The sequence below is a fragment of the Promicromonospora sp. MS192 genome (genome assembly GCF_049532985.1).
Classification (GTDB): Bacteria; Actinomycetota; Actinomycetes; order Actinomycetales; family Cellulomonadaceae; genus Promicromonospora.
In genome coordinates this window covers 624,861-638,977 of sequence record NZ_CP186693.1, presented here as the reverse complement: position 1 = coordinate 638,977, position 14,117 = coordinate 624,861, and the positions used below count along the sequence as shown (strand labels likewise).

Below are 14,117 nucleotides of genomic sequence, written 5' to 3'. Positions count from 1 at the left end.
AGGCTCTTTCGCCCCGACCGAACCATCACGCCACGCCCGCCGCCCACTTCTCCAACCGCTCCACGCTCCACCACTCGACCGCCCGCCCTTGGCTGTCCGAGAAGCCGACAACCGTCTCCTCAGGATCGACCAGCGCGATCCGGTGCCCTTCGTCGATCAGCTTCGTCGCCGTCTCGGACGCCGTGCGGCGCGCCACGGGCAGCACCTCGTCGACGCGGCTCAGGTCGAACACCACGAGCTCCGTCGAGGGCGGGTCCTCGATGAGCACGCGCACCAGCGACTCGATGCTGCTCAGCACCAGGTCGCCCTGCAGCACGTAGACCGTGGCCGGCTGCCCGTCGATCGTCACCTCGCGGGTCTCGCGCAGCGACGACCGGGCGGGCCGGCTGGCCTCCATGAGGTGCAGCCCCAGGTCGTCGGAGAGCAGCTGCATCATCTCGACGCCGCGCGCGCTGTTGCCGTGCGGGTCCAGGCGCGGGGAGAAGACGGCGACGCCGATCTGCCCGGGCAGCACGCCGATGATGCCGCCGGCCACGCCGCTCTTGGCGGGGATGCCGACCGTGGTGAGCCAGTCGCCGGCGGCGTCGTACATGCCGCACGAAGCCATCACGCTGAGCAGGTGCCGGGTGCCCGACCTGCTGAACAACCGCTCGCCGGTGTTGGGCTGGACGCCGCCGTTGGCCAGCGTCGCGGCCATCAGGGCGAGGTCGCGCACGGTGACCGACGCCGCGCACTGCCGGATGTAGCCGGTGACCGCCGCGCGGGGCTCCTGGCGCAGCGCGCCCGAGGAGTGCAGCAGGTAGGCCAGGCCGAGGTTGCGGTCCCCGGTGGCCAGCTCCGACGCAGCGACTGCCTCGTCCACCTCGATCGGCCTCTCGGCGAGCCGCGAGAACAGCCCGAGCATGCGGTCCACCGCCGACTCCTCGTCATCCTTGAGGAGGGCGTGGGTCGTGATGGCGCCGGCGTTGATCATCGGGTTGCGCGGCTTGCCGGTCTGCGGGTCCAGCGAGAGCTCGTTGAAGGCCTCACCACTGGGCTCGACGCCGATGTGCTTGAGCACGGTCTTCAGCCCGCGGTCCTCGATCGCCTGGGCGTAGGCGAACGGCTTGGACATCGACTGGATGCTGAACTCGTGGTCGGTGTCGCCGCTGGCATAGACGGTCCCGTTCACCGTGCACAGTGCGACCGCCACGCGGTCGGGGTCGGCGGCCGCCAGCTCCGGGATGTAGTCCGCCAGAGCACCGGAGTCGATGTGCGCCGTCTGCTCGATGATGGTGTCGAGGTAATCGAGAATTGGTGATCGCATCAGGTCTCCCCCGTGGTCCGTGCCGTCCGGCAGGTCAGGCTGTCACATTTCGCTCGGACCCGAGAGGCGGGACGCCGGCGCTGACGACCGACGGCCGGCTGAGGTCGGCAGTTTGCCGCGCAGAGTCGGCAGTCTGCCTCGAGGTCGGTCCAGGCCTGTACCGACCTCGAGGCAGACTGCCGACGTCGCAGGAAGGTGCCGACCTCAAGAGAGCGTGAGCAGATCTGCCCGCCCGATGAGCTGATTACACGCCTGCAGCCGCTCACCGCAGTACGACGACCCCTGGCCCCGACACCGTCACCGTCGTCCCACCGACGCCGCTCTCGACGACCGCCGCCGCGCCCCCGAGCACCACCCCCGAGTCGAGCACCACCCGCGCCGGCTCACCGCCCCGGTCGACCACCACGGACACCGCCCCGTCCCGCACGGCCAGCACCACATCGACCCGCGCACCCCGAGACGCCCCGACGGGGACCCGTGTCAGGACAAGAGCCCCGTCCTGCACGCGCACCGACGTCCCGGAAGGATCCCCGGAAGCCACGGCCGCCTCCGTCCGCCGCAGCCCCACCAGCCTCCGGTACAGCTCCAGCATCCGAGCCCCGCCCTCGCCCGAAGCCTCCCCCCAGTCCAACCGCGAAGCCTCGAACGTCGAGAGCGCTTGAGGATCAGGCACCACAACATCGGCCCCATAAAGCTCGGCCCACCCGTGCCCGCCGAACTCCGCCGCCCGCCCGCGCGAGATCGCCGCCGCGAGCTCCGACTCCTCGTGGTCCGAGAAGTACTGGAACGGCGTCGTCGCGCCCCACTCCTCGCCCATGAACAGCATCGGCGTGAACGGCCCGAGCAGCACCACGGCCGCGCTCACCGCGAGCGCCCCCGGCGTCAGCACCCGGGAGGGCCGGTCGCCGAGCGCCCGGTTGCCCACCTGGTCGTGGTTCTGGGAGCAGACGACGAAGCGGCGTCGGTCCAGGTCGGCGGGCACGGGCGCACCCCAGTTCTTGCCGCGGAAGGTCGACCAGCCGCCGTCGTGCACGAAGACATTGGTCAACGCCTTGGCGAGCGTCTCCGGAGTGCCGAAGTCGACGTAGTACCCCTGCCGTTCGCCGGTCATCAGGGTGTGCAGGGCGTGGTGGACGTCGTCGGCCCACTGCGCCGTCATCCCGTACCCCGCCCGGCCCTGGAACGAGGCACCGGTAGGCGTGACGGTCCGCGGATCGTTGGCGTCCGACTCGGCCACCAGCGACAACGGCCGCCCCAGATCGGCAGCAAGGACAGCGACGGCGTCCGACAGCTCCGCCAGCACGTGCCGCGGCGAGTCGTCCACGAGCGCGTGCACGGCGTCCAGTCGCAGCGCGTCCACGTGGAAGTCCCGGAACCACCGCAACGCCTTCTCGACGACGAACACGCGCACCTCGGCGGAGCCCTCGCCGTCGAGGTTCACGGCCGCGCCCCACGGCGTCTGGTGCTGGTCGGTGAAGTACGGGCCGAACTCGGCGAGGTAGTTGCCGGACGGCCCGAGGTGGTTGTCGACGACGTCGAGACAGACCGCGAGCCCGCGCGCGTGCGCGGCGTCCACGAACCGCTGGAGCGCGGCGGGGCCGCCGTACGGTTCGTGCACGGCCCACAGGGCGACGCCGTCGTACCCCCAGCCGTGGTGCCCGCCGAACGCGGCGACCGGCATCAGCTCGACGACGTCGACCCCCAGGTCGGCGAGGTGGTCGAGGCGACCGACGGCGGCATCCAGCGTGCCCTCGGGCGTGAACGTTCCGACGTGCAGCTCGTAGATGACGGCGCCGAGCACGTCGCGGCCGGCCCAGCCGCCGTCGGCCCAGGAATGAGCATGAGCGTCGAAGGTGCGCGACGGCCCGTGCACGCCCGCGGGCTGCCAGGGGCTGCGCGGGTCCGGGCGTGGTGGGCCGCCGTCGAGCGAGAAGGCGTAGTCGGTCCCGGCCAGCAGCGGATGCCGCGAGCGCCACCAGCCCCCTGCGTCGGCCTCCATCGCCTCCGCGGTGCCGCTCGCCGACAGGACAAGGTCGACCCGAGCCGCCCGTGGCGCCCAGACCCGCAGGTCCCCGGTCATGCGCCCGCCCCGCCCCGAACAGCATGGTGCGAACCGCCATCAGCGTCCGAACGACCAGCAGCCTCCGCCACCAGCAGCGCGACCGGCCACGCCCCCAGCAGGTCACCGAGCCGCACCGCCCCGGCGTCGGCCGAGGCCCCGGTCAGCACGGACCGCCACACCTCCCCCGGCGCAGGCTGCGGCAGCACGACGGACGCGTCCAACAGCCCCGGTGCATCCCCGAGCCGCGTCGCGACCACCACGACCCGAGGCCCGGCAGCATCCGACCGAACAAACCCCACCGCCCGCCCGGTGGTCACCGGCAGCGGCTCGTACCCGGCGTCCTCCCCGACGAACGCCTCGGGATGCGCCCGCCGCAGCCGCAACGCGGCGGCCGTCACCGCAAGCTTCTCCTCCGCGAGCCCTGACGGCGTCCGCCCGGCGTCGAGCGACCCGAGAACAGCCGCGAGCCCTTCCAGGTCCACGGGCCGCCGGTTGTCCGGATCGACGAGCGACGTCCCGGTCACCTCGGTCCCCTGGTAGACGTCGGCGACGCCGGGCACGGTGAGCTGCAGCAGCTTGGTCGCGAGCACCGACCGCCGGACGGTCGGCGTCACCTCGGCCACCCACCCGTCGAAACCGGCAACGACCTCGGGGTGCGTCAGCAGCCCGGTCGCGTACTCGACCAGCGCGTCCTCCCGGGCGACGTCGGGCGCCGTCCACGTGGTCCACGCCTTCTGCTCCCGCGACGCCTTGACCAGGTACGCGGCGAGCCGCTCGGCCTCGATCGGCCCCTCCGGCGTCCAGGTCCCGGCGAGCGTCTGCCAGAGCAGGTTCTCGGTGCGCCCGTCGAGGTCGGCAGGCCGCACATCAGCAGTCGCCTCCCGCAGCCGCCGCACCAGCGCGACCCAGGCCTCCGCGTGCGAGGAGACGGCCCCGGTCCGCGAGCGCACGTCCTCGCCCCGCTTGGTGTCGTGCGTGGACCCGGCGGTCATCGTCGCGGGCCACGACTCGGCCAGGTGCCGCGCGTGCGCGTGCAGCTCGTCCGGCCCCGCACCGAAGCGCGAAGGCGCCCCGCCCACCTCGCACAGGCTGACCAGGTGGGTCCACCGGTAGTACGCCGTGTCCTCGACGCCCTTGGCCATGACCGCGCCGCACACCTGCGGGAACCGGACCACGAGCTCGGCACGCCGCTCCTCGTCCCGCCGCCCAGCAGACCCGGCCTCGCGACCGAGCACCAGGTCGACCACGAGGTCCAAGGTGTCGTGCCGGTCCGGGTCGAGGCGCGACCGGGCGACGTCGGCCGCCTCCCGCACCACGCGCTCCGCCTCCGCCGGGGCCTCCTCCCCCGGCACGACGTACGCGCGGTACCGGCCGAACGCGACGACGAGCTCGACCACGCAGTCCTGCAGCGACCGGAACGTGTGGTCGCGCAGCCGCACGTCCTCGCGGCAGATGTCGGCGAGCATCGTGGTCAGCAGGTGGGTCTCCGCGTACAGCGAGGTCTCGACGATCTGCCGCTTGGCCTGCTCGATCACCTCGTCCAGGCTGGTCTGCTCGCCCGTCACCTCGTGCATCAGCGCGGCGAGCGGGGACGCACCGTCGGGGTCCACCTGCAGGCCGTGCAGCCGCCAGGCCGTGTCGTAGCCGGTGGTGCCGGCGACGGGCCAGTCGTCGGGCAGCGCCTCGTCCTCCTCGAGGATCTTCTCGGCCACGACCCACGCCCCGCCGGTCGCCTCGTTCAGGCGCCGCAGGTAGCCGCGCGGGTCGGCCAGCCCGTCGGGGTGGTCGATGCGGAAGCCGTCCATCACGCCCGCGTGGAAGAGCTCCAGCAGCAGGGCGTGCGTGGCGTCGAAGACGTCGTCGTCCTCCACGCGGATGCCCGCCAGCGTGCCGACGTCGAAGAAGCGCCGGTAGTTGAGCTCCTCGTCGGCCACGCGCCAGTACGCGAGCCGGTAGTGCTGGCGGCCCACGAGCTCCGCGAGCGGCAGGTCCTCCGTCTCGGGCCGCACGGGGAACAGGTGGTCGTAGTAGCGCAGCACCGGCTGCTCGCCGTCCTCGCCGGGCACGACGACGCGGTCGAGCACGAGCTCCCCCGCCGCGAGCACCGTGCCGATCCGCGCACCGAGCACCGGCATGAGCAGTCCCTCGCCCGGGGCGATGTCGAGGTCGAACCACGTCGCGTACGGGGACTCGTGGCCGTGCTTGAGCGCGGACCACAGGGCCCGGTTGTGCCAGGCCGGCGTCGGCACGGCCATGTGGTTCGGCACCACGTCGACGACGACGCCCACCCCCCGCGCGTGTGCCGCCGCCGCGAGCCGTTCGAGGCCGTCCCGGCCGCCCATGACGTCGCTGATCCGGGTGTGGTCCACGACGTCGTAGCCGTGCGTGGACCCGGGCGCGGCCTGCAGCACGGGCGAGAGGTAGAGGTCCGTGATCCCGAGGGCGTCGAGGTACGGGAGCGCCTTCTCGGCATCCGCGAACGTCAGGTCCGGACCGAGCTGGAGGCGGTACGTGCTGACCGGGGTGCGGCGGCCGGGTCCGGGGAGATGGGAATGCACTGTGCCTCCGTCGCTCGGTGGTGGCTCGCGGTTCACACCCTGGCTGATCTCGGGGTGTCCCGCCAGGCCACCGGGTGAATCTCTCATCCTGGTCTCACGTAGTTCTCATGCTGGCCTGGAAGTGTGGCCCATCCGCCCCGACGGAAGGAACGGACCGCATGTCCAAGCTCTCGAACATGATCGGCCTCGCCAAGAAGGTGCTCGAGTCCCAGTCCGGGCAGCAGCAACAGCAGGGCGGCTCGACGGGCCAGCGATCCTGGCAGTCCGCGCTCCAGGACATCGCCGGAGCGGTGACCGGGCGCGACCAGCAGCAGGGCGCGCCGGGCCAGGGCTACCCGGCCGGCCGACAGCCGGGCTACCCGACGACGCCGCAGGGCCACCCGGGCGCACGGCCCGCCCCGGCGACCGCCGACGCCGACCGGCGGGCCATCGCCCGCTACGACTACCTCATGCAGACCGCCGACCCGCACCAGGTCGAGCGGATCCACGCCGAGTCCTTCGCCCGCCTGACACCGGCGCAGCGCCAGGCGGTGCTGCAGCGCATGCAGGCAGAGCTTCCGCCGCACGAGCAGCCCCGCTCCGCCGACCATGCCGAGCTCGCCCGGGCGGCTGCCCGGACGGAGGCTCGGCGGCCGGGCTCCATGCGGTCGATGCTCGCGAAGGTCGGCACGGGTGGGGCCGTCGCCGGCGTCGCCGTGGGCGCGGTGGGCGTCCTGAGCGCCGTCGCGGCAGGTGCGGCGGTCAGCAGCGTCGCCGGCCCGCTCCTGGAGAATGCGGCGAACCTCGGGGTCGACTTCGAGTCGCTGGCGGCGGGCGTCGACGTCGAGGGCCTGACGGCGGCGGCCGGCGAGGCCGGAGCAGGAGCCCTGGACCAGGCGGCTGCCGGTCTCGGGGAGTACGGGGACGGCGCGCTGGGCGAGGCCACGGCCGGCGTCGAGGAGCTCGGGGCGGGCGCCGTCGACCAGGCCACGGCCGGTGTCGAGGACCTCACCGGCACGGCCGAGGGCGCGGTGTCCGGCCTCGGCGACCAGGTGTCGGAGGCCGGCGGCACGCTCTCCGACATCGCGGAGAAGTTCGACCCGCGCAACTTCTTCTAGGAGGCTCCAGCGCGACGACGGCGGCGAGGTTGTCCGTCGTCGCGCTGCCCCGCTCGCCAGAGGTCAGCCAGGCCTGCTGCGTCCCCGGAGCGGCGTCAGACCGTGATGCCGAACAGGGTCTCGGCGTTGCGGAACGCGATCTTCTCCTTGTCCGCACGCGGAAGATCGACCCCTCGGAACCAGTCGGTCCCGTCCTTGATGCTCGCGAAGGGGTAGTCGGTCGCGAACATCACGCGGTCCACACTGATGTACTTCAGCAGCAGGTGGAGCAGGTCGTCCTGGAAGAACGCGCTGGTCGTGAACCAGAAGTTGTCCTGGAAGTACTGCTCGAAGGGCTTCTCGAGCGAGCTCTCGGTCGGCTCGCCCATGTCGTTGGCGATCCGTTCGTAGTAGAACGGAAGGCCCTCGCCCATGTGCCCGACGATGATCTTCAGCCGGGGGAACCTGTCGAAGACCCCGTAGGCGATCAGCCGGATGCACTGGGTCAGCACCTCCTGGTGCCAGCCGTAGCCGGACCCGCTGAAGATGTAGTCCTGGAACTCGTTCGTGTACTCCGACCGCGTCGTGCGGTAGTAGATGTCGAAGACCTCGTCGGCCGGGTACCCGGGATGCAGGTAGATCGGCACATCGAGAGCCTGGGCACGCGCCAGGACGGGCTCGAGGTCGGGATGGTCGAGGTACTTCTTCGTGATGTGCCCGTTGGTCAGGGCGCCCAGGAAGCCGTCCTCGCGCACCGAGCGTTCCAGCTCGTCCGCCGCCGCCTCCGGGCTCTGCAACGGCAGGGTGGCGAACGCCTGGAAGCGGCCGGGATAGCCGGCCATCGGCCCCTCGACGAGCTGCCGGTTGAGGCCGTAGGCGAGGTCGATCCCCTGCTGCCCAGGGACGTTCTGCACGGACGGCGTGTGCGCGGAGAGGATCTGGACGTCGAGTCCCCCTTCGTCCATGTCGCCGATGCGGCGTCCCCCGAGATCCGAGAGACCGATCTCCTCGAGGAAGTCGATGTGATCCTGGTTGATGGAGTTCAGCTTCAGCAGCGCGGGTGTCGAGAAGGTCTCCTCCGTGCCGATGAACTTCAGGTCCTGGTCGCGCAGCGCGATGTCTTTCCTGGTGAGCGAGACTCCCCGCTCCTCCGTGCCGTCGTCGCGTCCCGCGAGTGCCGCCGCGGACAGTCCTGCGCCGGCGACAAGCCCGGCCGCGCCGGCGAGAAACCCGCGGCGCCCGAGCGGTCGCCGTCGGTCTTGTTCGTTCGGTCCCATGTCTGCATGTGCTCCTTCGTTGCGTTGTGGAGCACGTTTCCAGGTCCGCCCGCCCGGATCGTCGGCCCACGGAAGACACCTCCCCGTACTCCGCGCGGAGTACGGGAGGGTGGTCCACGCCGAGGGTTGCGTCAGCGGAGCCCGGCCTCGTAGGCGGCGATGACGAGATGGACGCGGTCGCGGGCGCCCAGCTTCGCGAGGATGCGGGCCACGTGCGTCTTGGCGGTCAGGGGGCTGACGACCAGCTCGTCCGCGATCTCCTGGTTGCTCCGGCCGGCGGCGATCAGCCCGAGCACCTCCCGCTCGCGCGCTGTCAGCCGGGCGAGCCGCTCGGGTGCGGGCGCCTCCGGGCGGCTCAGCGCACGGGTGATGACCGCCCTGGTCGCGCCGGGCGACAGCAGCGACTCTCCCGCGGCGACGGTGCGGATGGCGCTCAGGAGGGCGTCGGGGCGGGTGTCCTTGGGCAGGAATCCGGATGCCCCCGCACGAAGGCCGCGCAGCACGTTCCTGTCCGTCTCGAACGTGGTCAGGATGAGGACCTTGCTGCCGGCCGATGCGTCGTCGGCGTAGATCTGCCGCGTCGCCTCGATGCCGTCGGTGCCCGGCATCCTGATGTCCATCAGCACGACGTCGGGCCGCAGGTCCTTGGCCAGCGTCACCGCCTCCTCGCCGGTGCCTGCCTCCCCGACGACCTCCAGGTCGTCGGCCGAGCTCACCAGGAGCGCGAAGGCGCCACGCACCAGTGCCTGGTCCTCGGCGAGCAGGACCCGGATCACGTGGAGACCCTCCAGGTCTCCGGCAACGGCAGGCTGGCCCGTACCTCGAATCCTCCGGACTCGCCCGGGCCGGCGGACAGCTCGCCGCCGACGGCCTGTGCCCGCCCTGTCATCCCGGCGATACCGAAGCCGGCCGGTGTCACGATCGAGCCCGGTTGCGCGGGCCCGTGGTCGACGACCGTGATCCGCAGCCGGTGGCCGTCCTGGTCGAGCCGGACGGTCGCCTGCCCGGCCATGGAATGCCGAGCGACATTGGTGAGCGCCTCCTGGATGATCCGATAGGCCACCACCGACACCGTCGAAGGTAGATCGTCCGGCAGCCCGCCAGCCTCCAGGTCGACCCGGACACCGGTGGCCTCCGCCATGTCCACGAGTCGCCGCAGCTCGCCCAGGTGGGGCGCCGGCTCGGTCGTCTCGGTCCCGCCACCATGGAGTACGGCCAGCACGGCACGCAGCTCACGGAGCGTGGCCCCGCTCGTGTCCGAGAGGTCGTGCAGCGTGCCGGACAGCTCCCGCAGGGACGTATCGGCACGGTCCGGCAGCTGGTCGATCAGGTGCGCGGCGACGGACGCCTGGACGTTGGCGACGGCGAGACCGTGGGCCAGGACGTCATGCACCTCGGCCGCGATCAGGACCCGCTCCTCGGCGACCCGCCGTTCCACCTCGTTGGCACGCTCCTGCTCCAGCCGCGCGGCGACGGCGGCCTTCCAGCTCTCCCGGAAGCGGACCGCCAGCCCGGCGAAGAAGGCCATGAACAACCAGCCGACGCCGAGGAGAACATCGCCGAGCGCCCCGGACGTCTCGTCGGCGAGGACAGGCACGGTCACCGCGGCCACCCCCACCAGGGCGGCGACGGGCCGCCGCCGTGGGTCGCTGTAGCGGGCCGCCGCGAACGCCGCGACGAGGGAGGCCGGCAGCGTGGCCTCGTGGGGATAGTCGAGCAGGTGGTAGGGCATCGACACGGCGAGGACGGCCAGGACGACGAGGATCGGCCGGTGCCGACGGGCCAGCAACGGCACGGACGTCGCGCCCAGGAGCAGGATCGCCCACAGGTCGACACGGCGCTCGCCGTCGAAGTCGACCACCTGGAGCGTGAGCGCGGCACCGACGCCGAGCGCGAAAGACCCCGCCGCCAGCAGGCGATCGGCTACTCGCGGACGGAGCGCCGTCATCGTTCGCACAGGGACATCGACCCGGCCCTCCTCCTGGCCCTCTCGCGCGCGCCAGAGCTTGCCGGGCCGCGTGCCGACGAGCACCACGAGCGTCGCCGCCGGCACGACGCGGGCTCCTCGGTCGCGGGCGCCGCACTGCGCACCTGCCACGGACAGGCTGCGCTCTGCAGCGAGTGGGCCCGGAGGGATTCGAACCCCCGACATCCACGGTGTAAACCGTGGAAGTTGCTCTGACCTGCACGGACGCTCCCCAAGAGTACGCTCGTGGGCATCCCACGGGCATTCGAGGTGCGGGTGCTGAATCATGGGCACAGACTCCCATGCGAACGCCACGCGTTCCAGCGCCGCGGCAGCCCGAAGCCACGCCACCGCCCTGGTCCTGACACATCACCGCTGTGTAGTGCGCGCCCGCGCGAACGGCCAGAACTGCTGCGTGCATAGGTACCGCGCCACTCGATGCCACAAGTCAGGTGACACCTGTCGGTGCCGTAGTCCCGACACCCCAATAATCACCTCAAGCACCCGCGCCGACATCGGACAGGATCACGGCACCATGCGTGGATCCTCACGTCCCGTGACCTGTGGTTCGTCTTCGACCTTGAGCGGCTGGGACTCTCCCGGGACATGGGACCGGTTCAGGCCTCGACGTTGCCGACCGGCCGACGCGCGGCAAGTACCCGGGTGGAACTCCTGGGCTCCGCTGCGAGTACCGGATCGCACTCTGCATTGGGCGGCCGTCGACACCCGCAGCTCAGCAGAAACCATGCACCTGGAGCAGGGTCAAGGTGGGGTCCGTCGCCACCGGCGACGCCGCCCGCATTGGTCGAGATCGCAAGACCCCCGTTCGGGAGCGATCGGTTCGGTGCCCTGCCGGTCGAAACACAGGTCGGGTTCGGCGCCCATGGTCGGCGGCCTCCGCCCAAGCCCGCTGGTCGGCGCGGCTCGACGGCTTCCTGCCCTGGTCCGATGGGCGTCACCGGACCGGGGCAGGAAGCGGACTTCCGACACGACGTGGTGCCGGGAGTCGCGGCCGCGGTCACCCAGCCGGTCGGGCGTCCCGCGACAGGTCCTGTGTCTTGGCGACGAGTCCGTCCGGGTCGGCCTCACGGCGCTCGCCATGGATCCTCAGGTCGGCCATGGAGAAGATCACGTGCGTCGGCTGGTCGGCCTGCAGCTTCAGGTATCGGAACTCCTGGTTGCGGGCATCCGCCCGGACCGGGATCGTCTCCATCGCGGTGTCGCTGCCCTCTGTCGCGCGCTCGGTCAGCAGGGTCCAGGTGCTCCCGTCGTTCGAGCCGTAGGCGTTCGCCCCGTGGGAGCGGTCGGGAAAGGTGTCGCGGGCGAGCCAGCCGAAGGCATCCGCCCGGAAGCGGTATCCGGCACCGAAGTCGAGCAGCACGCTCGAGCGGGAGAGGTCACCCCAGAACGTCTGGTTGTCCCCGTCGACGATCGCGGCGAGGCCCGTCGAGGACAGGTCCGCGGACGTCACGATCCGCGAGTAGTCGAGCGTCCCGTCCGCCAGGCGTGGGTTGAGGAGCTCCAACCCGGCCACGGCGACCCGCAGGTCTTCCAGCAGTACGCCGAACGCGGCAGAGTCGGTGCCGCCGATGCCTTTCCTGGCCGAGGCCAGGGCCTCGGCGACCGGCTGCCAGGTCGTCGTGGTGTACGCGTCACGCTCCCGGAGGTCGTCGGTCAGCGCGTCGATCGCACTCGTCCGGTCGCGCGCGACGGTGACGGTCACCGGCAGGGTGGTGTCGGCCTCGTCGTCGGACGCCACGACGAGGAACCGGGAGGTCGTGTCTTTCTGGCTCTCGGCGCTCGGGAGCCAGGTCATCGTTCCGTCGTCGGCGAGCCGTACCCCGTCAGGCGCCCCTTGGAGCGAGAGCTCGTAGGCGCCGTCGGGATCACTGACCCCGATCCGACGGCTGTACGGCTCGCCCGCGACGGCGACGACGTCGAGCGTGGGCGCGTCGTCCAGCACCGGAGGGCTCAGGGTGGCGTTGGCGTCGGCGAGCACCGACGCGACGTCGACGTGCGCGCGTGAACCGGTGGCCGTGAGGTAGACGATGTTGTCGCCGATGCGCGGTACGTGCGCGGTGGAGACGTCCATCCACACGTAGCGCCACGCCCCGTGCGTGTCTGGTACCTCGATGGTGGCGAAGGGGTCGGCGTCCAGGGTGCGCGCCGCGTGCACCGTGGCGGTTCCGTCGGTGCGGATCCTCAGGCCGACGAGCGCGGTGCGCGAGCGGTCGGGCCAGACGGTCCGGCGCACCGCGACCGTGGCGTCGGGCTTGTGTGCCTTGAGCCGGGTGAACGAGGTCCCGTCCTGGTCGGTGAGCTGCTTGGCGCCCTTGCCTAGCGTGTGACCGAACTGCTGCAGGCTCAACTCGGGAGAGGCGGCGACCGGGACGGCGACGTCCTCCTCGGCCAGCTCGGGCGGGAACGCCACCCAGTACTCCGCGCCGGTGAAGTCCGAGCCGGCCTCGTTCCAGAAGTTGGTCGGCCTGGTCCCCGAGTAGTACAGCGGGCCGTCGCGGTGGGCATACATCTCCGCGACGTACGGGGCCTCGTGCTCGACGTCGACGTCGGCCACATACTTGTACTGCAGGTAGATCTCGGCCAGCGGCTCGCGCACCCGCCCGCGGTACGCCTGGGAGAGCTTGCCCTGACCACCGGACGTGTCGACCCAGGGCAGGTCTTTCCCCATCATGAACGCGTAGAACGTGTCGCCGCCGGACAGGATGCGGTTGCCGAGGAACTCGTACGGGCTCACCGCGTCCGCAGCGGTGGACACCGTCCCGTGGACGGGGTCGAGCCGGGTGCCCTGGTTGTTCACCACGCGGGCGATCGACGTCATCAGGTCGACGTCGCCCTCGGCGTGGGCCTGGTCCCGGCCCATCTCCATCACCTGGACGAAGTCTCGGCCCGTGGTGTTGGCGGGATGGTCGGCGTCGATGACGCGCACCAGGTCGGCGACCGAGCCGCTCACGTCGCCGCCGTTGATGGGGATCTGCGGGGTGTAGGTGGAGTTGACCGTGAACCACTCCACGCGTTCGGCGTAGAGGTCGGCGTCGTCGGTGAAGATGGCGGCGGCGACCATGCCGATCACGCCGTACAGGTGCTGATTCCACAGGCGGTTCTGCGAGAACAGGAACGTGTCGAGCACGGGGTCGATCAGGTTGTCCGTGATCCGTTGGGTGTCGCGCTCGGTCCACCGCAGGTCGTACCCATCGAGGGAGTCGTGCACCGGCTCGGTCGAGCGGAGGATCTCGGCCGCGACAAGCGTCTGGTAGAGCGGCACGCCGGTGTGGATGTGGGAGTCGCCGAAGTACCGGTAGCGCGCCGGGTCCAGGCTGCTCCAGCTGCGGATCACGTGCAGGGCGTTGGCGCGGTAGACCTCGTCACCCGTGACGACGTAGAGAAGCGCCTGGGTCATCGCGCCGATGCTGTCCGTGTGCTGTCGCGAGCGCATGCTGGCGTTGTCGTAGGCGGTGGCGGTGGGCGTCTCGTCGGTGGGCCCCTGGATAGAGGCCCGAAAGTCGGTCGCGGCGTACCGGGTCTGGCTCATCGCCTCGTAGTAGCTCGCCCACGGTTCGACGCCGGCGAGCACCTGGGTGCGCATGTTCTCGAGATTGTCGGCGGTCAGGCCGACCCCGGGGTGGCTGAAGCCGGCCTCGCTGGTGCTGCGGTGGATCTCGACCGTGTCTGTGGCGGGTGCCTCCGAGATGGGTGCCTCGGCGGTGGCGGACAACGGCGTCGCCAGCCCGCCGAGCAGCACGGCCACGGCGGTCGCGACGGCGAACCCGGTCCTTCTTCTGATCTGGCTCATCACACAGTCCTTCTCTCGACAACGGTGTCGGACGTCCTGTCGTGCTGGGTCTCTGGTGCGG

The 14,117-nt window shown here is 71.4% G+C and carries 8 protein-coding genes; 1 reads left to right on the top strand and 7 read right to left on the bottom strand.

Features of this window, described 5'->3' with window-relative positions; translation table 11 throughout:
• Nucleotides 1–25: 25 nt before the first annotated feature.
• From ACO229_RS02855 to treY, 3 genes are all read right to left on the bottom strand, one after another.
• Nucleotides 26–1,306 (bottom strand): glutaminase, encoded by a 1,281-nt coding sequence (locus ACO229_RS02855; protein WP_397431854.1) that lies wholly within the window; start codon nucleotides 1,304–1,306, stop codon nucleotides 26–28.
• 262 nt (nucleotides 1,307–1,568) lie between these two features.
• A complete protein-coding gene (gene treZ / locus ACO229_RS02850; RefSeq protein WP_423463688.1) occupies nucleotides 1,569–3,386 on the bottom strand; it encodes a malto-oligosyltrehalose trehalohydrolase in 1,818 nt (605 codons plus the stop codon).
• Nucleotides 3,383–5,926: a malto-oligosyltrehalose synthase gene (treY, locus tag ACO229_RS02845; RefSeq protein ID WP_423463687.1), complete on the bottom strand. Its 2,544-nt coding sequence runs from the start codon at nucleotides 5,924–5,926 to the stop codon at nucleotides 3,383–3,385. Before treY ends, treZ begins: the two co-directional genes overlap by 4 nt.
• A 158-nt stretch (nucleotides 5,927–6,084) precedes the next feature.
• Between treY and ACO229_RS02840 the strand changes: the two genes are divergently transcribed.
• On the top strand, nucleotides 6,085–7,023 hold the full coding sequence (locus tag ACO229_RS02840; protein ID WP_397431850.1) for a cation-transporting ATPase: 939 nt from the start codon (nucleotides 6,085–6,087) through the stop codon (nucleotides 7,021–7,023).
• A 95-nt stretch (nucleotides 7,024–7,118) separates the two neighbouring features.
• Here ACO229_RS02840 and ACO229_RS02835 read toward each other — a convergent pair whose 3' ends face one another.
• From ACO229_RS02835 to ACO229_RS02820, 4 genes are all read right to left on the bottom strand, one after another.
• Entirely contained in the window at nucleotides 7,119–8,279 is a 1,161-nt protein-coding gene (locus tag ACO229_RS02835) for an amidohydrolase family protein (RefSeq protein ID WP_397431849.1), read from the bottom strand.
• Nucleotides 8,280–8,410: 131 nt separating this feature from the next.
• Entirely contained in the window at nucleotides 8,411–9,055 is a 645-nt protein-coding gene (locus ACO229_RS02830) for a response regulator (RefSeq protein ID WP_397431848.1), read from the bottom strand.
• Nucleotides 9,052–10,332, bottom strand: a complete 1,281-nt coding sequence (locus ACO229_RS02825; protein ID WP_397431847.1) for a sensor histidine kinase — start codon at nucleotides 10,330–10,332, stop codon at nucleotides 9,052–9,054. The genes ACO229_RS02830 and ACO229_RS02825 overlap by 4 nt, the downstream gene beginning before the upstream one ends.
• 931 nt (nucleotides 10,333–11,263) lie before the next feature.
• Nucleotides 11,264–14,056, bottom strand: coding sequence for a discoidin domain-containing protein (locus tag ACO229_RS02820; RefSeq protein WP_423463686.1), 2,793 nt, complete (start codon nucleotides 14,054–14,056; stop codon nucleotides 11,264–11,266).
• Nucleotides 14,057–14,117: the final 61 nt, after the last annotated feature.